At 34.0% G+C, this 21,965-nt stretch carries 19 protein-coding genes and 2 pseudogenes; 10 read left to right on the plus strand and 11 right to left on the minus strand.

Annotated features, from left to right (window positions below; all coding sequences use genetic code 11):
• Positions 1-5 precede the first annotated feature (5 nt).
• The 9 genes from purN to purE are packed head-to-tail and all read right to left on the minus strand — an operon-like array spanning position 6 to position 8,481.
• On the minus strand, positions 6-572 hold the full coding sequence (purN, locus tag AAA453_RS11140; RefSeq protein ID WP_069816441.1) for a phosphoribosylglycinamide formyltransferase: 567 nt from the start codon (positions 570-572) through the stop codon (positions 6-8).
• A 2-nt stretch (positions 573-574) separates the two neighbouring features.
• Positions 575-1,603, minus strand: coding sequence for a phosphoribosylformylglycinamidine cyclo-ligase (purM, locus tag AAA453_RS11145; RefSeq protein ID WP_427705004.1), 1,029 nt, complete (start codon positions 1,601-1,603; stop codon positions 575-577).
• Positions 1,596-3,083: an amidophosphoribosyltransferase gene (gene purF / locus AAA453_RS11150; protein ID WP_069816445.1), complete on the minus strand. Its 1,488-nt coding sequence runs from the start codon at positions 3,081-3,083 to the stop codon at positions 1,596-1,598. The genes purM and purF overlap by 8 nt, the downstream gene beginning before the upstream one ends.
• Positions 3,062-5,251, minus strand: a complete 2,190-nt coding sequence (purL, locus tag AAA453_RS11155; protein WP_427705007.1) for a phosphoribosylformylglycinamidine synthase subunit PurL — start codon at positions 5,249-5,251, stop codon at positions 3,062-3,064. Before purL ends, purF begins: the two co-directional genes overlap by 22 nt.
• Positions 5,244-5,915 (minus strand): phosphoribosylformylglycinamidine synthase I, encoded by a 672-nt coding sequence (gene purQ / locus AAA453_RS11160; RefSeq protein WP_427705010.1) that lies wholly within the window; start codon positions 5,913-5,915, stop codon positions 5,244-5,246. The genes purL and purQ overlap by 8 nt, the downstream gene beginning before the upstream one ends.
• Positions 5,915-6,175, minus strand: coding sequence for a phosphoribosylformylglycinamidine synthase subunit PurS (purS, locus tag AAA453_RS11165; protein WP_057511817.1), 261 nt, complete (start codon positions 6,173-6,175; stop codon positions 5,915-5,917). The genes purQ and purS overlap by 1 nt, the downstream gene beginning before the upstream one ends.
• Before the next feature lie 2 nt (positions 6,176-6,177).
• Positions 6,178-6,879 (minus strand): phosphoribosylaminoimidazolesuccinocarboxamide synthase, encoded by a 702-nt coding sequence (gene purC, locus AAA453_RS11170; protein ID WP_427705013.1) that lies wholly within the window; start codon positions 6,877-6,879, stop codon positions 6,178-6,180.
• Entirely contained in the window at positions 6,879-8,012 is a 1,134-nt protein-coding gene (gene purK, locus AAA453_RS11175; RefSeq protein ID WP_427705015.1) for a 5-(carboxyamino)imidazole ribonucleotide synthase, read from the minus strand. The genes purC and purK overlap by 1 nt, the downstream gene beginning before the upstream one ends.
• Entirely contained in the window at positions 7,999-8,481 is a 483-nt protein-coding gene (gene purE / locus AAA453_RS11180; RefSeq protein WP_427705018.1) for a 5-(carboxyamino)imidazole ribonucleotide mutase, read from the minus strand. The genes purK and purE overlap by 14 nt, the downstream gene beginning before the upstream one ends.
• A gap of 204 nt (positions 8,482-8,685) precedes the next feature.
• Here purE and folD point away from each other — a divergent pair, with 204 nt between their 5' ends.
• From folD to rihC, 7 genes are all read left to right on the plus strand, one after another.
• Positions 8,686-9,543 carry a bifunctional methylenetetrahydrofolate dehydrogenase/methenyltetrahydrofolate cyclohydrolase FolD gene (folD, locus tag AAA453_RS11185; protein WP_427705021.1) on the plus strand — a complete coding sequence of 286 codons (858 nt, stop codon included), beginning with the start codon at positions 8,686-8,688 and terminating at the stop codon, positions 9,541-9,543.
• An 863-nt stretch (positions 9,544-10,406) separates the two neighbouring features.
• Complete coding sequence (locus AAA453_RS11190; RefSeq protein ID WP_427705024.1) at positions 10,407-10,724, plus strand: immunoglobulin-like domain-containing protein; 318 nt, start codon at positions 10,407-10,409, stop codon at positions 10,722-10,724.
• Between the two features lie 271 nt (positions 10,725-10,995).
• Positions 10,996-12,117, plus strand: coding sequence for a cytochrome aa3 quinol oxidase subunit II (gene qoxA / locus AAA453_RS11195; protein WP_427705027.1), 1,122 nt, complete (start codon positions 10,996-10,998; stop codon positions 12,115-12,117).
• Entirely contained in the window at positions 12,117-14,105 is a 1,989-nt protein-coding gene (qoxB, locus tag AAA453_RS11200) for a cytochrome aa3 quinol oxidase subunit I (RefSeq protein WP_069816462.1), read from the plus strand. The genes qoxA and qoxB overlap by 1 nt, the downstream gene beginning before the upstream one ends.
• Positions 14,095-14,700, plus strand: coding sequence for a cytochrome aa3 quinol oxidase subunit III (gene qoxC, locus AAA453_RS11205; RefSeq protein ID WP_065337699.1), 606 nt, complete (start codon positions 14,095-14,097; stop codon positions 14,698-14,700). The genes qoxB and qoxC overlap by 11 nt, the downstream gene beginning before the upstream one ends.
• Positions 14,697-14,987, plus strand: a complete 291-nt coding sequence (gene qoxD, locus AAA453_RS11210; RefSeq protein WP_002508041.1) for a cytochrome aa3 quinol oxidase subunit IV — start codon at positions 14,697-14,699, stop codon at positions 14,985-14,987. The genes qoxC and qoxD overlap by 4 nt, the downstream gene beginning before the upstream one ends.
• Before the next feature lie 204 nt (positions 14,988-15,191).
• Complete coding sequence (rihC, locus tag AAA453_RS11215) at positions 15,192-16,100, plus strand: ribonucleoside hydrolase RihC (protein ID WP_427705030.1); 909 nt, start codon at positions 15,192-15,194, stop codon at positions 16,098-16,100.
• Positions 16,101-16,253: 153 nt separating this feature from the next.
• Here the strand turns inward: rihC and AAA453_RS11220 are convergent.
• Together AAA453_RS11220 and AAA453_RS11225 are read right to left on the minus strand one after the other, a co-directional pair.
• Positions 16,254-17,402 (minus strand): annotated as a pseudogene (locus AAA453_RS11220) (serine hydrolase domain-containing protein).
• A gap of 19 nt (positions 17,403-17,421) precedes the next feature.
• A complete protein-coding gene (locus AAA453_RS11225) occupies positions 17,422-19,080 on the minus strand; it encodes a phospho-sugar mutase (protein ID WP_427705032.1) in 1,659 nt (552 codons plus the stop codon).
• Positions 19,081-19,555: 475 nt separating this feature from the next.
• On the opposite strand from AAA453_RS11225, the pseudogene AAA453_RS11230 reads away from it, so the two are divergent.
• From AAA453_RS11230 to AAA453_RS11240, 3 genes and pseudogenes are all read left to right on the plus strand, one after another.
• Positions 19,556-20,859: pseudogene (locus AAA453_RS11230) on the plus strand (LCP family protein).
• A gap of 21 nt (positions 20,860-20,880) precedes the next feature.
• Positions 20,881-21,351 carry a DUF2538 family protein gene (locus AAA453_RS11235; protein WP_427705034.1) on the plus strand — a complete coding sequence of 157 codons (471 nt, stop codon included), beginning with the start codon at positions 20,881-20,883 and terminating at the stop codon, positions 21,349-21,351.
• Between the two features lie 78 nt (positions 21,352-21,429).
• Positions 21,430-21,852 (plus strand): GNAT family N-acetyltransferase, encoded by a 423-nt coding sequence (locus tag AAA453_RS11240; protein ID WP_427705036.1) that lies wholly within the window; start codon positions 21,430-21,432, stop codon positions 21,850-21,852.
• Positions 21,853-21,965: the final 113 nt, after the last annotated feature.

A 21,965-nucleotide genomic window follows, 5' to 3' on the forward strand; every position in this document is an offset into this window, starting at 1 on the left:
ACCTCTTATTTAATGATTTTGGATATCACTTTCGGATATAATTCATGTTCCATCACTTTAATTCTTTCTTCTAGTTGTTCTTTCGTATCGTCCGGGTATATATCACATGTCCATTGTTCGATAATTTCTCCTGTGTCCATCCCACTGTCCACATAATGCACTGTTGTACCTGTAATCGTATCACCGCTCTCCAGAGCTTGGCCTACTGCGTCTTTACCTTTATATTTAGGTAACAGTGAAGGGTGTATATTAATAATACGTCTATTGTATGCTTTTAATATATTTTCACCGATCAGCTTCATATAACCTGCTAGAACAATCCATTCTACTTGCTCTGAAGTAAGCCATTCGATAATTTTACGCTCATAATCTGCTTTAGAAGGAAAATTTTTAAGTTCATTGATGTGAACATCTAAATTATATTTTCTAGCACGTTCAATACAATAAGCACTTACTTGGTCTGTGTATAAGGCAGTGACTTCTATATGAGGTAAATTACCTTCTTCGATTTGAGTCATGATGCTTTCAAAGTTACTACCTGATCCTGACGCAAAAATAGCTATTTTAGTCACAGTTATACCCCCAATAATTGAATTGGTTGATCACCTTTAACGATTTCACCAATTTGGTATGCCTTAACTTGTTGTTGTTCCAATATATTCAACACTGCTGCTTCATTTTCTTTGTCTACAATTAATGTAAAGCCAATGCCCATGTTAAAAACATTATACATTTCTTCAGTTGAGATTTCCCCTTGTGTTTGTAACCAGTCAAATATTTGCGGTGTTGGGAATTTTGACACATTAATTTTTGCTGTAACTCCTTCAGGTAATGCTCTAGGAATATTTTCATAGAAACCTCCACCAGTAATATGCGTCATTGCATGGATTTTCACTGCATCTTTTACAGCAAGCACTGGTTTAACATATAAACGTGTAGGTTCTAAAAAGACATTTAAGAATGTGCGTTGTTCATCAAACTTATCATTTAAATTAATTCCTGATTTGTTAATTAAATTTCTAACTAAACTATAACCATTTGAATGAATACCACTAGATTCAAGACCTATAATAACTTGTCCTGGTGCAACTGAAGTGCCATCGATATATTCATCTTTTTCTACAGCGCCTACAGCAAAACCTGCTAAATCATATTCTCCTTCGTGATACATTTCTCCCATTTCAGCTGTTTCTCCACCAATAAGTGCAGTGTTTGTTTCTTCACAGCCATCGCTTACCCCTTTGACAATCTGTTCAACGACTTCTGGAATTACTTTATGTGTTGCAATATAATCTAAGAAATAAAGTGGCTCTGCACCGGTTGTTAAAATATCATTCACACACATTGCAACGGCATCGACACCTATTGTATCGTGCTTATTGTTATCTATAGCTAATTTTAACTTTGTTCCAACACCATCAGTTCCTGAGACAAGTAAGGGCGCTTTCATATTCAATTGCGACAAATCAAATGTTGCACCGAAACCGCCAAGTCCACCAAGTACTTCCTTACGCATCGTTCTTTTAACATGACTCGACATACGTTCTACCGCTTCATAACCTGCGTTAATGTCGACACCTGCTTGTTGGTATGCTTTAGACATTTAAATTCCCCTCTTTATCAAAGTATTGTGTATGATTTGCTAAATATTCTTTTTGACGTTCACTTAAATGCTCTAGATAGTCTGACTCATAGTCATAAAGTCCAGCTGGGTAATCTCCAGTAAAACTTTCTACACATAAACCACTGTAAGGTGCATCTTCATTCAGACCAATAGATTGAATAAGCCCATTGACAGTTAAGTATGCTAAAGAATCTGATCCAATATGGTCACTAATTTCTTGAGGCGATTTATTCGCAGAAATCAGTTCAGCTGTTGTCGAGACGTCTATGCCATAAAAACTTGGAAACATAAACTCTGGCGAAGCAATACGAACGTGCACTTCATTAGCACCTGCGTCTTTTAGCATTTGTACAATGCGTCTACTTGTCGTACCTCTTACAATGGAATCATCTACAAGTACAATATTTTTATTATGAACGATATCTTTAACTGCAGACAGCTTAACACGTACGCCCTGCTCTCGTAATTCTTGTGTAGGTTGAATAAATGTACGCGCTACGTATTGATTTTTAACAAGTCCCATCTCATAAGGTAATCCGCTTTCCTCTGCGTAACCTGAAGCCGCAGATAGAGAAGAATTAGGCACACCAATGACCATATCCGCATTGTCAGCTGGACTTTCTTGAGCAAGCTGTTTACCTGATTGTTTTCTAATTGCATGAACATTTTTACCAGCAATCGTAGAATCAGGTCTTGCGAAATAAATATATTCCATTGCTGAAATTGCAGTTGTCGTATGTCTTGTATAAGACTCTACTCTAATACCCTCGTCATTAATCACAACATATTCACCTGCATGAATATCTTGCACAAATTCTGCACCTAGTACATCAATCGCACATGTTTCACTAGCAATGATATATGCACCAGTCTTCATTTTGCCTACAACTAACGGGCGAATTGCATTAGGATCAACTGCACCATACAACGCATCTTTTGTTAATAATGCGAAAGTAAAGCCGCCTTTGATTTTTCTCAAGCTTTCTTGAAGCGCATCTTCAAAGGTTGGCGCCTTACTTCTACGTATTAAATGCATAATTACTTCTGTATCTGATGAAGAATGGAAAATAGACCCCTGATGCTCTAACGATCTTTTTAAACTTTGTGCATTAATTAGATTACCGTTATGACAAACTGCGGCACTCATATCATAAAAATGATATAAAAATGGTTGGATATTTTCTATTCCTTTATTACCAGAAGTGGCATAACGTACATGACCGATTGCATGTTTATAGGATTTAAAAGATTCAAGTTGGGTATCTGAAATTGCTTCAGTAAGTAAACCCATACCGCGTTGCCCAACAAGTGATTCGCCATCCGAACACACGATACCAGCGCCTTCTTGGCCACGATGTTGTAAACTGTGTAACCCCATATATGTTAACTGTGCAGCTTCTGGATGATCCCAAATTCCAAATACACCACACTCTTCATTTAATCCACTGTAGTCATACATTTAGGAATAGCCCCTTCCCATAATTCATTCAGATTTTTAACTTCTCGCGTTACTTGAACTTCCTTGTTTGATACGAGGAATTGGCCGTCTTGAGTTAACTTACCAATTTCTACTGCGTTTTCTACATCGAACGATTGACCTTCTTTAACTGCAACAACATAACGTCCTTGAGTTTCACTGAAAAGTTGTTCGTTTGTAACATCTAAATTAACGTTCATACCTAATTGATGATATGCACTTATCCGTGCCAATGTCACTAATAATCCACCCTTACCAACTGTTTGTACGTGTGACGCAACACCATTACGAATTGTTTGTTTAATAGCTTCGCCTTTACGTACTTCATCTGATAAATCAATCGTTTCAAACTCATGATTGACCTCTTTGTAAAGTAGTTTCTCAATTTGACTTCCGCCAAAATCATCTTTTGTTTCACCAACAATGTATAAAGTATCTCCTGCATGCGGCGTAAATTCATTTAGATATTGAATATCTTCAATTAATCCAACCATACCTACAACAGGTGTTGGGAAAATAGATGCTTCTCTATTTTCGTTATATAATGACACGTTACCAGACACGACAGGGGTGCTTAAAACTTCACAAGCTTCTGCCATACCTTTTGTTGAGTCTGCAAGTTGTTGATAGATTTCTTTATTTTCTGGAGAACCATAATTCAAACAATCTGTCATAGCTAATGGTGTAGCACCTACAGATATTAAATTGCGATATGCTTCAGCAACGACCATTTTCCCGCCTTCATATGGATTATTAAAGACGTAACGTGCTTCGCCATCGATTGTTGATGCGATAGCTTTATTTGTACCTTCAACACGTACTACAGATGATTGTAAACCTGGTTTAACAATAGTATTTGCACCGACTTGTTGGTCGTATTGTTCGTATAAATAACGTTTTGATGCAATCGTAGGATGTTGTAGTAATTGGTCAAACACATTTTCTACATCAATATTGCTATAATCATTTTTTGCTGTATTATATTCTGGCGCTTCACCTTCTAGAGTGTATACAGGTGCTTCGTCTGATAACGGTTGTACTGGTATGTCAGCATATACTTCGCCTTCATAAGTAAGAACAAAGCGATCTGTATCTGTTACCTCACCAATTACTGCGCTATCTAGTTCATGTTTGTCGAATAATTCTAAAAATTTATCTTCTGTACCTTTTTCAACAACAAGTAGCATACGTTCTTGTGTTTCAGAGAGCATCATTTCATATGGTGAAATGCCTTCTTCTCTAGTCGGTACATTTTCAAGTTTAAGATGTAAGCCACTGCCACCTTTTGCTGCCATCTCTGAAGATGAGGACGTAAGTCCGGCTGCGCCCATATCTTGTATCCCTACAAGTTCATCAAATGTAATTGCTTCGAGCGTTGCTTCCATTAATTTTTTACCAACAAATGGATCACCAATTTGAACAGATGGTCGTTTACTTTCACTATCATCACTTAGTTCTTCAGAAGCGAATGTAGCACCATGAATACCATCACGGCCGGTTTTTAATCCAACATAGATGACTGGGTTGCCTTCACCTTTAGCAGTCCCTTTTTGAATCATATCGTGGTCAATAACACCCACACACATAGCGTTAACTAAGGGGTTACCATCATATCTACTATCGAATTCAATTTCGCCTGCAGTAGTCGGGATACCAATACAGTTACCATAACCGCCAATACCAGCGACAACACCACGTAATAAACGACGATTTTGTTTCTCTGTTAATTCACCGAAACGTAAACTATTTAATAAATTGATAGGTCTTGCACCCATAGAAACAATATCTCTAATGATACCGCCAACACCTGTAGCTGCGCCTTGGTAGGGTTCTACTGCTGAAGGATGATTATGTGATTCAACCTTGAATACTACTGCTTGATCATCGCCAATATCTACAACACCAGCGCCTTCACCTGGTCCCATCAATACATGTTTACCAGAAGTTGGAAATTGTGTTAAAAATGGTTTTGAATGTTTGTATGAACAATGTTCACTCCACATTACAGAAAAAATACCTATTTCAGTAAAATTAGGTTCACGTCCTAAGATTTCACAAACTTTATCGTATTCTTTATCAGTTAAACCCATATCTTTATATAAGCGCTCTAATTTAATTTCCTCTGAACTTGGCTCTAAAAATTTAGACATTTTGTTCCCTCCAACTATTTACCATTGCTTCAAATAATTTCACTCCACTATCAGTGCCTAAAATTGACTCAATTGCGCGTTCTGGATGTGGCATCATACCGCACACATTTCCTTTTTCGTTAATAATTCCGGCTATGTCATTATACGAACCATTCGGATTGTCCAGATATTTTAAAATAATTTGATTGTTGGTTTCTAATGCTTCATACATTTCTGGCGTACAATAATAGTGACCTTCACCATGTGCAACTGGATAAATTACTTCTTCATTCGCTTCATATAAATTGGTATACATCGTTTTATTATTTACAACTTTTAAAGTTTCATTACGGCTAACAAATAAATGAGAATCGTTATGCAATAATGCACCTGGTAACAATCCAATTTCAGTCAAAATTTGAAAACCATTACATACACCTAAAACCGGTTTCCCTTCATTTGCAAAACGTTTAACTTCTTCTGTAATCGGTGCAACACTCGCCATCGCACCTGAGCGTAAATAGTCCCCGAATGAGAAGCCACCAGGTATAAGTACACCATCAAACCCTTCTAAAGAAGTATTTCTATAATCTACAAATTCTGCTTGGACACCAGATTTCACTGCCGCGTTATACATATCTCGGTCACAGTTTGATCCTGGAAATTTCAACACTGCAAATTTCATTAAGCTTTCTCTCCTTCATCCAAAACTTTGTAACTATATTCTTCAATTACAGTGTTAGCAAATAATTTTTCACTTAGTGTTGTAATTACATTGTGTACAGCTTCGTCAGTTGCTTCATCAATTGTCATATATAAAACTTTACCTACACGAATATCGTTTACTTGTTTATATCCTAAATCATGTACTGCGCGGTTTAACGCTTGTCCTTGTGTATCCAGTACTTGCGGTTGTAAAGTGATGTGTAATTCGATTGTTTTCATTTTTATAATGCCTCCAATTTATTTAAGAAAGTTTGATATGTTTCAATAATTGATCCCGTGTCCTCACGATATACATCTTTATCAAAATTTGTATCGCTATGTTTATCCCATATGCGACAAGTGTCTGGTGAAATTTCGTCAGCTAATATTATTTGACCATCTGTCGTACGCCCAAATTCGATTTTAAAGTCTACTAATCTTAAATCCATTTTATCCATTAATTGAACAAGTATCGCGTTTATGTCTTTAGCCACTTCTTTTAAAATAGCAATTTCATCATCTGTTGCTATGTGTAATAACTTAATATGATCTTCAGTAATCAATGGATCATTTAAATCATCATTTTTATAGAAAAACTCTACGAGTGGAGCATCAAATTCATGGCCTTTTTCAAAACCTAATCTCTTTGTTATAGAACCAGCTGCAATATTTCTTACTACTACTTCCAAAGGAATAATATCTACCGATTTCACAAGTTGTTCAGTTTCAGAAGTTTGTTCAATAAAGTGACTATTCACGCCTTGAGCTTTTATAAAATTAAAAATTCTAGAAGTAATTTGATTGTTTAATCGTCCTTTACCTTCTATGAAATCTTTTTTAGCCCCATTTCCAGCTGTCACTTCATCTTTATATTCAATGCGTAGTATTTCAGGTTCTCCAGTTGAAAAAATTCTTTTCGCTTTCCCTTCATATAACAAAGACATTAGTTGTATCTCCCTTCAAATGTGTTTAACAATGTTTCTTCAGAACGAGTCACATCATCAGTTAAAACTGTTAAATGACCCATTTTTCTATCTGCTTTACGTGTGTTTTTACCATATATATGCACATGCCAGTCTGGATGATCAGCAAATTGATCTTCTAAAAGATCTAAATCTCTACCTAATAAATTCATCATTACTGCAGGTTTTAGCAATTCAATAGATTGCGGTAATTTTTGTCCTGTAATCGCTAATATATGTGTGTCAAATTGAGAGTAATCACATGCTTCTATAGAATAATGTCCCGAATTATGTGGTCTCGGTGCAATTTCATTAACATATAAATGATTCTGTGCATCGATAAAGAATTCCACTGTAAATGTGCCTACAAAATGGATGTGGTCAATAATTTTTTTAACTTCATTTTGTGCTGCCTGTTCTTTTTCGTTATCTGTACGGGCTGGTACAATTGTTTTAAATAGTATTTGATTTTGATGTTCATTTTCTTGGAGTGGAAAGTACATGATTTGGTTATCATTGCCAATCGTCACTGTAAGTGAAACTTCTTTTTTTAAGTCTAGAAATTGTTCGGCTACACATTCTTGTTTATCAACAAGCAACTTTGCTTCATCAATATGAGTTGCGTCTTTAACCAAAACTTGGCCTTTCCCATCATAACCACCGAAACGTGTTTTTACGATAAATGGATAACCAATGGTTTCAATTGCTTGATTCAAATCACTTGGTTCAGATAATTGAACGAATGGTGCAATTTGAGTTTGTGCTGCTTGCAATGTTTGTTTTTCAGTCAATCGGTCTTGTAGCAACTGAATTGCTTGATAGCCTTGAGGAACATTGTATTTTGAGACTAGTGTTTGCAGTTGATTAGCTGAAATGTTTTCAAATTCGTAAGTAATGACGTCCGATGATTCACCAAGTTGATTTAAAGCTTCTTGATTATCATAAGCGGCATTAATAAATTCATGGGCAACATATTGACATGGGCACGCTTGATCAGGATCAAGTACAATAACTTTAAACCCCATTTTTTGTGCAGATTGTGCCATCATTTTACCCAGCTGACCTCCGCCAATAATACCAATAGTGGAACCGAATTTTAATTTACTGAAGCTCATGTTGCATTTCACTCACTTTCTCAACTAATGATTTTTCGAAATTTTCCAAATTCTTTTCGACTTTTTTATTGCCAATGCTTAAAATCCTAGCCGCTAACACGCCTGCATTCTTGGCACCAGCTTTGCCTATTGCAGTTGTTGCTACTGGTATACCTCCAGGCATTTGAACGATAGATAATAGCGAATCTAATCCTTTTAAACTTTTTGACTCGATTGGCACCCCAATCACAGGTAATGTTGTCATTGATGCTACCATACCTGGTAAATGTGCTGCACCACCTGCTCCAGCAATAATGACGTCGTATCCTTTGTCTCTTGCTTCTTTAGAAAATTCAAACATTAATTGTGGCGTACGATGCGCTGAAACTACTTTTTTATCGTAAGGAATTTCTAATTGATCTAGCATAAGACAACTTTCTTTCATTGTCTCCCAATCTGAAGAACTCCCCATTATAACTACCACTTTCACAATGAACACCCTTTCAGAAATTTGAAATGTTACTACTATTAGATGTATATTACAGATATAGCATAACAACTAAATGATGGTTTTTCAATCAAAAATCGAACTTTAAATCAAAAAAATGATTCAATCTACGTCTTTTGGTTGTTATTCATCAAGTTTTTTATGTTAAAGTTAAGTAAAGTACACACATTGGAGGAGGATTTTTTCATGGTCGCTAAAATTTTAGACGGAAAACAAATTGCAAAAGATTACAGACAAGGTCTTAAAGATCAAGTTGAAGCATTGCAATCTAAGGGTTACACACCTAAATTATCTGTAATACTTGTAGGCAACGATGGTGCAAGTCAAAGTTATGTAAATTCTAAAAAGAAAGCAGCAGAAAAAATTGGTATGATTTCTGAAATCGTACATTTAGATGAATCAACATCTGAAGAAGACGTTCTAAACGAACTTAAACGTTTAAATGATGATGATACTGTGAGCGGTATATTAGTGCAAGTACCTTTACCAAAACAAGTAAGCGAACAAAAAGTTATAGAATCTATAGATCCAGCAAAAGATGTGGATGGCTTCCACCCTGAAAATATTGGTAAACTTTATATAGACCAACAAACTTTCGTTCCATGTACACCATTAGGTATTATGGAATTATTGAATCATGCTGACATTGATTTAGAAGGAAAAGATGCAGTTGTTATCGGACGTAGTCATATCGTAGGACAACCTGTATCTAAATTATTATTACAAAAAAATGCTTCTGTTACGATTCTTCATTCAAGAACTAAGGATATGCACAGTCATTTAAAAAATGCTGATGTCATCGTTAGTGCTGTCGGTCGTCCAGGATTAGTTACAAAAGAAGATGTCAAAGAAGGCGCAGTTGTGATTGATGTTGGTAACACGCCAGACGAAAATGGTAAATTAAAAGGTGATATTGCTTACGATGAAGTAAAAGAAGTTGCAGGTGCAATTACTCCAGTTCCTGGTGGCGTTGGCCCAATGACTATTACTATGGTTTTAAATAATACACTTATGGCGGAAAAAATGCGTAGAGGCATTGAATAGTCGTTCGAGAATGATTAGTGCGTATTGTTACTATTAATATATGAATAAAGAGAGGTTAGATTGCACTTTGTGATATCTAACCTCTCTTTTTTATATAATATTCAAGATTCAAATGCTTCAACTAAATAATACTTACACAGCAACAATTATTTTAGGTATAAATAATTCAACATGTATTTTCGATTCATCGACGTCTATTTATCGTAAAGTTGTGATAATAGATTTCAAGAAAAAGCTTCCTCTATATATTTCTAAATCTCTTTAAAAAAACTATTTCAGTTAAAATTTTGCTATATAACCTTGTGCAGTTTTGTTAAGAATAATATATTCAACTTTTTCTTCCACTGCTGCTATGCTTTCTAACTTACTATTCATTTATTATGGTGTAGATAAATGAATAAAGTCATTTTCATTAAGCCCATCATATATTATTGAAGAAACTTCACATTCATAATCTCTATTATCATCTCTTTTGACAGTATAAGTAAGTGATTTAAGTCATCTCCTACTATTAAATAGTGTCTATTACATGATAGTGTCTATTACATGACATTCCAATTTTCCACTTTCTACAATAATATATCGCTTCAATCACTTCGATAAAAAATTAACTGAGATTTTCCGACGATATCTTTTCATTTTCAATTAAACCCCCTACGCTACTTTTGAATAAAATTTAATATCATTTGAAGTTTGTTATGTCAAAATTCTCAGAACGTTCAATTTACTAAATGTTAACTGAAAATTACAGCTAGATTCAAAGTCATAAGTTATATTAGGACTATAGTACGATGTATTCTAAACTCATTTAAAGTATAGTATAGTTGAATAAAACAAATGACGGTCATACGGAGGTTAACGTTATGAACAAACTAATACAGTCATTATCAGCCATAGGCGTATCTGCTACACTTGTGTCACCTAACTTAAGTGCAGAAGCTACTGATAATTCAACACCAGAACTAAAAGGTACTAATGATACAATCATCGAAAAAGGTGACGATTACAATTTACTTAATGGTGTAAGTGCCTTTGATAAAGAAGATGGCGATTTAACTCATAAAATTACCGTTGATGGAGATATAAATACAAATAAAACTGGAAAGTACAAAGTTGAATATAAAGTTGAAGATTCAAATGGCGCTATAAAAAAATCAATACGTTATGTTGAAGTTAAGTAACACATAGATTTCATACATAGTCTCAAGAAATCGTAAATGATAACGATTATCACAGTTTTTAAGACAAAATTACTCTTTCGACTTAATTATGACACTTTTCACAAAATGTACACATAATTTTAACAAATCTTTAAAAGCCCGTCAGACATTGGTTCTGTTGGGTTTCTTTTAATTTTACAATAATTTTTTTCGCACAAACACTTGTAATAATTGCGTAATATCTTAAAATTGATGTTAAGCCCTACAATTGTAGTATTAGGAGGTCAAAAAAGTGTCAAAATTTAAGTCTTTGCTTCTACTCTTTGGCTCGCTAATTTTACTTAGTGGTTGTGAGAATGTAGAAGTTTTAAACCCAAAAGGGCCAATGGCAAGTGATACGAAGTTCTTGATTATCTATTCAATCATCTTCATGCTTGCTATAGTTGTCGCTGTAATTCTCTTGTTCACAGTCTTTCTATTCAAATATAGAATGGGCAAGACAGAGGAAACAGGAAAAATGCATCATAGTTTTTTACTTGAATCGATCTGGTTCATTATTCCAATTCTCATTGTAATTGCTATAGCCATTCCAACGGTGAAATCACTTTACATGTATGAGGAAACACCAGACAAAGAGGATGATCCAATTGTAGTTTATGCTACAAGTGCTGGTTACAAGTGGTTCTTTAGTTATCCTGAAGAAAAAATTGAAACTGTTAATCACTTAACAATACCGAAAGATCGTCCAGTTGTTTTCAAACTCCAATCAATGGATATGATGACAAGTTTCTGGATACCACAACTTGGTGGTCAGAAATACGCGATGACAGGTATGACGATGGACTGGACATTAACATCCAGTGAAGAAGGTACGTTCCGTGGACGTAACTCAAACTTCAATGGTGAAGGTTTTTCTCGTCAAACTTTCGATGTTAACTCAGTAAGTCAAAGTGAATTTAATGATTGGGTCAAAGATGCTCAAAGTAAAAAAGAGTTAGATCAAGATACATTTGATAAGCAACTTTTACCAACTACTGAAAATGAAGAATTAACTTTCAGTGGTACCCATCTAGCATTTGTTGATCCTGCAGCAGATCCTGAGTATATTTTCCACGCTTATGATCGCTACAATTACGTACAAAAAGATCCGAACTTTAACACTGAAGAAGAATTAACTGAAGATGTGTTAGATGAACCTGATCAACCTGCACGTAAACCGCAAATCACAAATGCGAACTATGAGAGACATGGTATGAAAGCCATGATTCTTGGCAACGATGAACCATACAACAGTGAATTCAAAGACGAGGAAACACATAACGTCGAGGAAATGGACAAAATCTCTAAAGGTGCTAAAGACGAAAAAGTATCTGAAATAGAGAAAAAAGAGCATGAATCTGGAGGTGGACATTAATGAATTTTCCATGGGATCAATTACTTGTTGAAGGTTCTTGGATGATTACAATGGCACAAATCGGTGCTCCATTTGGAATCATTGGACTAATCGCAGTAATTACTTATTTTAAATTATGGAAATATTTATACAGAGAATGGTTCACATCTGTCGACCATAAGAAAATCGGGGCAATGTACTTAATCTGTGCTGTATTAATGTTCGTTCGTGGTGGTATTGACGCATTAATGATGCGTACACAATTAGCGATTCCTAACAATACGTTCTTGGACTCAAATCACTATAACGAAGTTTTTAGTACACACGGTGTTATCATGATTATCTTTATGGCAATGCCTTTCATATTTGGTTTATGGAATGTCATTGTACCTTTACAAATTGGTGCTCGAGACGTTGCATTCCCTGTATTAAATAGCGTAAGTTTCTGGTTATTCTTCTCAGGTATGATTTTATTCAACTTGTCATTTATAATCGGAGGCTCACCTGCAGCTGGTTGGACTAACTATGCACCACTCGCAGGCGAATTCAGTCCCGGGCCAGGTGTCAATTATTACTTAATTGCAATACAGATTTCTGGTATCGGTACACTGATGACAGGTATTAACTTCTTCGTAACTATACTTAGAATGAAAACACCTACAATGAAATTTATGGAAATGCCAATGTTTACGGTTACTACTTTCATTACAGCTTTAATCGTTATCTTGGCTTTCCCAGTACTAACAGTAGCATTAGCACTATTTACAACCGATAATATATTCGGTACAGCATTCTTTACAGTTGCTAATGGCGGTATGCCAATGCTTTGGGCTAACTTCTTCTGGGTATGGGGGCACCCCGAAGTATACATCGTTATCCTCCCGGCATTCGGTATATACTCTGAAATCATTCCAACGTTTGCGCGTAAACGCCTATTTGGTCACCAAAGTATGGTTTGGGCGACTGCAGGTATCGCATTCTTAAGTTTCTTAGTTTGGGTTCACCATTTCTTCACAATGGGTAATGGTGCATTAATTAACTCATTCTTCTCGATTTCAACAATGCTTATTGGTATACCAACCGGTGTTAAAATATTTAACTGGTTGTTCACGCTTTACCAAGGTCGTATTACCTTTGAATCACCAATGCTATTTGCATTAGGATTCATACCTAACTTCTTAATTGGTGGGGTAACTGGTATTATGCTTTCTATGGCAGCAGCAGATTACCAATACCACAACACGTACTTCTTAGTAGCCCATTTCCACTACACATTAGTAGCGGGGGTTGTATTTGCCTGTCTAGGAGCTTTAATATTCTGGTGGCCTAAGATGACTGGATTTAAGTTGAACGAGAAATTAAATAAATGGTGTTTCTGGTTCTTTATGATCGGTTTCAACATTTGTTTCATACCTCAATTCATACTAGGTCTTGATGGTATGCCACGTCGTTTATACACTTACATGCCAGAAGATGGTTGGTGGTTACTAAACGTAATCTCAACTTTCGGTGCCCTATTAATGGCATTAGGCTTTATGTTCTTAGTCGCAAGTATTGTATACAGTTTCTTCAAAGCACCACGTGAAGCAACTGGTGATAACTGGGATGGCTTAGGTCGTACATTAGAATGGTCAACTGCAGGAGCAATGCCACCTAAATACAACTTTGCTATCACGCCAGACTGGAACGACTATGATACATTTGTTGATATGAAAGAACATGGTCGTCATTATTTAGATAACCATAATTACACAGATATCCACATGCCGAATAATACGCCAGTTGGTGTGTTCATGGGAATATTCTTCACTATTGGTGGTTTCTTCCTAGTATTTGAAACAATGCTACCGGCTATTCTTTGCTTAATTGGTATCTTTGGCACTATGATTTATCGTAGTTTCCAAGTAGATCACGGTTATCATATACCAGTTTCTGAAGTAGCTGAGACTGAAAAACGTTTACGTGAAGCACGTATAAAAGAAAAGGAGGCTGTAAGTCATGAGTCATGATGCAAACACAATTGATCAACGTTCGCATGAAGGTGAATTAAATAAGCTTGGCTTTTGGATTTTCCTTACAGCTGAATTCTCATTATTCGGGACGTTATTTGCAGCGTTACTAACACTGCAACACGGTGGCGATTATGCTGGTAAAATGACTACCGAGTTATTTGAATTACCGCTCATATTGATAATGACATTTGCTTTATTAATTAGTTCTTATACATGTGGTATTGCAATTTACTACATGAGAAAAGAGAAAGAAAAATTAATGATGATTTGGATGATTATCACTGTATTATTAGGTATCGTGTTCGTAGGTTTTGAAATCTATGAATTCACGCACTATGTACATGAGGGTGTTAATCTTTCTATTGGTTCTTATTGGTCTAGTTTCTTTATACTATTAGGAACACATGGTGCCCACGTATCGTTAGGTATCGTCTGGATTATCTGCTTATTAATTCAAGTAGCCATGCGAGGATTAAATAAAGACAATGCTCCTAAATTATTTATAGTAAGTTTATATTGGCACTTTTTAGATGTTGTATGGATCTTCATCTTCACTGCCGTATATATGATAGGGATGGTGTTTAGCGGATGAATACAATAGTAAAACACACAGTAGGTTTTATTGCCTCAATCGTTCTGACAATATTAGCAGTGTTTGTAACTTTATACACATCTATGGAACTTAACGTTAAGATTACCATCATTTTTGGTTTTGCTTTTATACAAGCTGCAGTTCAATTATTAATGTTCATGCACTTAACTGAAGGTAGAGACGGAAACTTACAAGCATTTAAAGTTATATTTGCGATTATCATTACTTTAATTACTGTTATTGGTACTTATTGGGTAATGCAAGGTGGACACTCAGCTCACTTATAATCCAAGAAAAGACTTCTCTTTTAGAGAAGTCTTTTTTTTATTATTAATTAAATGATAGAAGTTAGTTCCCGTTAAATTTTATGTTTCTTCCCTACTTTTATGCTCAATATAAATACACATTAATTTATATACAACACTTTTAAAAGAAAACAATGTAAAATGGATCCATACAATAACAAAATGATTTAGGAGGACTTAACAATTATGAAACAACCAATCATTATAGATACCGATCCTGGTATTGATGATGCCGCTGCTATAAGCATTGCGCTGAATCACCCTAACTTTGATTTACGAATGATTACGACAATTAATGGTAATGTTGGAATTGAAAAAACAACAGCGAATACATTGAAACTTAAGCAATTTTTTGCAAGTGATGTACCCGTTCATAGAGGTTCCTCTCAACCATTACTTTCCGATATTGTAAATGCAAGCAAAGTTCATGGTGAGTCAGGTATGGATGGTTATCCATTTCCTGAAGCAAATGAAAAAGATTTAGCTTCAACACATGCTGTCGAAGCAATGCGAAAAGCTTTATTAAATAGTGAAATTCCTATAACACTTATACCTATAGGTCCATTAACGAATATTGCCTTATTACTTTCTACTTATCCAGAAGTAAAAGATTATGTTAAAGAAATTGTGTTAATGGGAGGAAGCGCAGGACGTGGTAATGTCACCCCTTTAGCGGAATTCAATATTTATTGTGACCCTGAAGCTGCACAAATTGTTTTTAATTCTGGTTTGCCTTTAACTATGGTAGGACTTGATGTAGCAAGAAGTTCAACTTTAAGCCATTCATTTGTAAATAATCTCCAAACACTAAATGAAACTGGTGATATGTTGCATCAAATCTTCAAGCATTACAAAGGCGATGATTTTGAAAAAGGGATTAATGTATACGATGCATATACTGTGCTTTATTTGCTTCATCCTGAAAAATTCAATGTACAGGAAGCTGATGTACAAATAGAAACGAGTGGTACCTTTACAAAAGGTGCAACAGTAACTGATTTCAAATCTCGCTTCCCTAATTGTTCAGTGGTCATGTCCATTCATCCAGATACGTTTGAGGACATGTTCGTCAATGCACTAAAATACTGTAAATAAGTTGAATATGATTTGTAGCATAATATGACTATTATTTATACTTAAGAAAAAACACTCCTAATACTGTCATCAAGTTAAAGGTTATACCTTTACACTTTGCAGTTAGGAGTGTTTTAAATTACTTCACTTTAGGTTACTACAATAATCAAGTAATTAATAACGTTGCCCTACTATATTATAAGGCTTGTCTTGTTTTAGTAATTTATTAAAAATGTGTTTTATCTTTTCCTCATTATTCACATCATTATCTTCATAATTTGTCCCAAGCACCACAATATAGTCGTCATTAAAATATGCCGTAAATACTTGTCCAAAAAAACCACCATTAATTCGATTTTTATTAGGAAGTGAATAAAAACCATAACGATACGCTTTTGGATAACGTGGCGTTAAACTTTCATGTAGTAAAGGCGTTGTTATATTATCTTTGAACAGTTCGTTGTTTTGTAGAGTTAATATCAATTTCCCCATATCATGAGGGGTCATATATAAATTACCAGCGCCGTAATATTGGTTTAAAACATTAGGCTTCTGCTTAACCGGTTCACCTGTATTTTCATCTTTTTTATAGCCTTCCGCCATATCTTTTTTGAAAGTTTCATCATTAAAAAATGCCGTATGCTCCAATCCGTATGGCTTTGATAATCTGTTTTCGAAATTCTTTGAAAAAGATTCACCAGTTACTTCTTCTATCACACGAGATAAAACTAAGTAATTAGCATCATTATATCTATTTTTATTATAAAATTTAGGCTCAATCCCTCTCTACTGTATTGACTGTACTGCACTATCTAAATTTTTATAAGAGGTTGAAGCTTTATATTTATATAAACCGCTTTGATGAAGCATAAGCTGATTTAATGTAATAGGTTTAGATGTTTTGAACCATGGCAAATATTGATTAACCACATCATTCATATTAATTTTTTGCTCATTTTCTAATTGCTTAAGCATTAATCCTGTGGTGAATTTTTGAGAAGATCCGATTAAATATAATGTGTCTGCCCTATTCTTTTCATCTGTTTCAAAATTTTTGAAACCATAGCCTTTATTTAATTTAAGTTGACCACGTTCAAAAACAGCTACAGTGCCGTTAAAATTAACTTTTTCTAAATATTGATGAATCGCGTTTATTTGTGGGTTGTTTTTATCCATTACTGTTTTTAAATTATTCGTATGAATACTTTGGTATTTCGTGTCTTGTTTATTATCTTGATAATATCTGTATCCAATTGTAAAAGTGATTATTGTTAAAATAAAGATTAAAAAAATCATAAGTTGTTTTAGTTTTTTTGATGTCATCTTGCTGCCTCTACATAAATTAATCTATATTTTGAATATAGTCTTTTTCAAATTGATCTGTAATTGCATCTATATCTTCTACATTCAGAGAGAAATAGAGTTTAATTTTTGGCTCTGTTCCAGATGGTCTAAGCGCGATAAATCCATTATCAAAAATAAATCTAATTAAATCCGTTTTCGGTAACGTTAATGCTTCAGTTGTACCCTCTATAACATTTCTATTTTCACCTGTATGATAGTCTTCTATTTGTTTTACATCCATACCACAAATTGAGAATATATCGTTATTTCTAAATTGACTCATTATATTCGAAATCTTTTCTACACCTTCGGCTCCTTCAAATGACGGTGCGAGTGTTCTATCTTTAAATGCACCAATATTTTGATAAATATCTTCCATAGTGTCTTTAAATGTTAAACCATTTTTAGATAATAGATTTTTATATTTAACTAATAAAGGTACCATTTGAATTGCATCTTTATCTCTAGAAATTGATTTCGCTAAATAGCCGTGGCTTTCCTCAAATGCGAGTAATAATTGCGTCTCATTGTCTGCACCTTTTTGCTCAATTAAATCAGAAATATATTTAAATCCAGTCAGCACATTATTAACTTGTACATTTAACGCTAATGCTAATCTTTCTGCTAACTCACTTGTGACGATAGATTTAATAATGTAAAGTGGTGCGCCTGCTTCAACTAATTCTTGGAATCTCAATTTCATAAACAGTAACCCAATTTCATTACCATTAAAATATCTATATTCATTTTTTCCATAACGCTCAATAAAACCAAATCTATCTGCATCAGGGTCTGTAGCTATGATCAGTTGTGCATCTGTTTTTTCTGCAAGTGCTAGGCCGTAATTAAAAGCAGTTTCATCTTCAGGATTAGCAATTTCTACAGTTGGGAAATTACCATCCGGTGTAGATTGCTCTTCTTCTATCACAAAATTTTGGTAATCCAATTCTGTTAATATATTTGAAACTAACGGTAAACTTGTACCATGTAAACTGGTTAATACTACTTTTGCACCTTTTTCATCAATCGAACCTACTAAATCTTTAACTTCACTTTTATATTTTTCAGTTACTTCACTAGTAATATATTTAATTCTATTATTTTCTTTTAATACTTCAAAATCGCCCTTTTTAATCGATAATGGAGATTCTATCGTATTAATATAATTACTAAGTTGTTCGGATTCATCAGGTAATAATTGGCCGCCTTTTTCATCATAAATTTTTATACCATTATAATTTTTAGGATTATGACTAGCTGTTATCATCACACCTGCATCTGCATTCAAATGTCTAACGGCAAATGATAACTCTGGAGTAGATTTATAATCTTCTGACAAAATAGGTATAACATTATTATTAGCTAGCACACTAGCCATTTCTTGTGAAAATGCTTTAGATAAAAATCTCGTATCAAAGTGTATTACTACAGTTGGTGAATCAATTTTACTTCTTAAAAATTGAGCTAAACCTAAAGCCACTTTGCGAATTGTAAATGCATTTAATCTTCCTGGTCCTAAGCCAAAAGTGCTTCTAATACCTGCAGTTCCAAAAGCTAAACTTCCTTTGAACCCTTCTTCTTTTTCTGTTTCTGTTTGTATTTCATAAAAATCTTTCACTAAACTCTCATCTATTTTATCTAACCATTCTTGCTTCATACTCGCTTTTCCTCCTCATATCTTTTGCTAAAGATATATCCATTTCAATTATTATTTTAAAAATATTTTATAGAAAGCATTGTTCTTAAATTATAACGTAGCAAAGCCCTTTTTTCTTATATTTATAATTATTTTGTCATTTCCTTGAAACACAGTTATTGTTCACAAGATGATATTTCTATTATATATTATAGCTCATGTATCGCTATAAATCATTTCTAAGCAAATGACAATTTTGTTAGTTTCTACTGATAAATTCCAATATATAAGCATTATACTTCACATACCCTGATTTAATTTTACTTTAAACTTGAAAATAACACATTCATAGTTGATATTTACTAGCTATAGTAATAAAATTATAAGTTATAGTACATTTTCTTCTTTACAAATATTTAATATAGTTAAAAGAGCTATAACATTTAACGATAATATAGTAACATGTACAAAATCATATACATGGGGAGCTTCAAACATGAATAAATTTTTAAAATATTTTTTAATATTTCTATCTTTAGTTCTTGTCGTTGTTCCGGTTATATTTGCTATCATTCTACTCAAATCATCTCAAGGCGCTTTTGAGAATTCTTTTAACGATGGTGACTCCTCTAGGAAATCAAACATTCGTGAATCTAAAGTCGATCCTTCTAAAGATCCTATTTCTATCTTATTTTTAGGTATTGATGGAAATAGTGGACGAGAAAAAAATGGGCAAAGTACTGAACAATCAAGAACCGATGCAATGATTCTTTCAACATTTAATTCCGATAAAGAACAAATAAGAATGCTAAGCATTCCACGTGATACAATCAGTTATATTCCAAAAGTAGGTTATTACGATAAAATCACGCATGCACATGCTTATGGTGGACCTACAGCTTCAATGGATTCTGTAGAAGCTACTTTAAACGTACCGGTTGATTATTATGTACGTATTAATATGGATGCATTCGTAGATGCGTTGATGAACTTGGTGGCATTGAATATAATGTCCCTTATGACATCAGTGAACCAAATACTGATGACAGTGGCAAAATAAAAGTTGAAAAAGGACATCAAAAACTAAATGGCGACGAAGCATTAGCAGTCGCTAGAACACGACATCATGATTCTGATTTAAAACGTGGTCAAAGACAAATGGAGTTAATTAAAAAACTCTTTGCTAAGGCACAAAATGCTGGTTCCTTTAGTAAACTAGATGATGTTATTGAAATAGTTGGGAATAATTCAAAACATAATTTAAGCTATGATGAGGTAAAAGCTCTTGCAACATCTTATTTAAAAGATGATGTTGAAATCAAAAGTAAACAACTTGAAGGTGAAGATGATTACTTAAATGGAATCTATTATTACAATCCAGATATTAATAGTATTCAAGACACTTCAAATTTACTACGTGATGATTTAAATTTACCTAAGATTGAAGATACAAGTGATTTCTTAAATCAACGTGTCACTGATTTTTATGGTACACTCGTACCACAAACAGAGTTAGACAGTAGCCTACTTAGAAAAAATCAAAATGATACTACCAATGATGAAGATGAAGACAATTCATCTGAATTAAATAACACTGAAAACAACGATAATTCACAACAACAGAATAGCGACCAGCAACAGACTGATCCTAATCAACAACAAGTAGACCCTAACCAACAACAAAACAATAATAATCAGCAACAACAGAATAACAACATGCAACAAACTGATCCTAATCAGCAACAGGTAGATCCTAGTCAACAACAAAATGCTCAAGAAGTACCAACTAATCAATATTAACTGTGGAGAGGAGCTCACTATATGTCACGCAAAACATACGAAAAACTTGCTCATGTAAACGGAATGTTTAATGTTTTAGAACAACAAATGATACACAGCAAAGATATGGCGCTTTTTAGAAATGAATTTTTCTATGTCAATCATGAACACCGTGAAAACTATGAAGCTTTACGCATATACTATAAAGATAGTGATAACAACCCTATCATCGATGGTGCATGTTATATTGTTGGACTTCCAGAAATATTCGAAAAAGTTGATGTTTTTGAATCAGAATTACCGTTTTCGTGGGTTTATAATCAAAATGGTATAACAGAAACAATGAAAGAAATTAGCGTACCTATCCAATATCTTATTGCGGCTGCATTAGAGGTTACAGATGTTAATTTATTCAGACCGTCTGGTTTTACTATGGGTATGAATAATTGGAATATTGCTCAAATGCGAATTTTTTGGCAATATACTGCGATAATTAGAAAAGAAGCACAATAATCAATAAATTAACGCCCTATCATATTAAACTTTGATAGGGTCTTTTTTTAACCAAAATAAATGAAATGAGGAATTGTTATGTTTAAAATTGTTACCACGCCTTCCATGATGGAAGATGCATACAGTGTTCGAAAACAAGTATTTGTTCTTGAACAAGGTGTACCGTTAGAAAATGAAATAGATCAATACGAAGCTATTGCTACGCATATCATTGGATATGATGAAAACAACATCCCCTTCGCCACTGGTAGATTTCGTCCTTATGACAATGCCGTTAAAATAGAAAGAGTTGCTATTATTTTATCTCATAGAAAATCTGGATATGGCAAACTACTCATGCAATTTTTAGAAGAATCCGCTAAAAATCAAGGCCATCATTCCTTAATGCTAAATGCACAATGCCATGCTCAAACTTTTTATGAATCTCTAGGATATAAACCTTTTGGAAAGATTTTTATTGAGGAAAATATTGATCATATTGCTATGACAAAATCAATTTAACCCAATTTAATATGTTTTTGTATTTATATTGCAACTATCTTTTGTAATATTTCGATTTGTGTAATATTTCAATATTTTCAAAATTAAGCTTTATAACGCATTAAATCAGATGT

Origin of the sequence: Staphylococcus parequorum (assembly GCF_039237145.1) — a bacterium.
GTDB classification, from domain to species: Bacteria; Bacillota; Bacilli; order Staphylococcales; family Staphylococcaceae; genus Staphylococcus; species Staphylococcus equorum_A.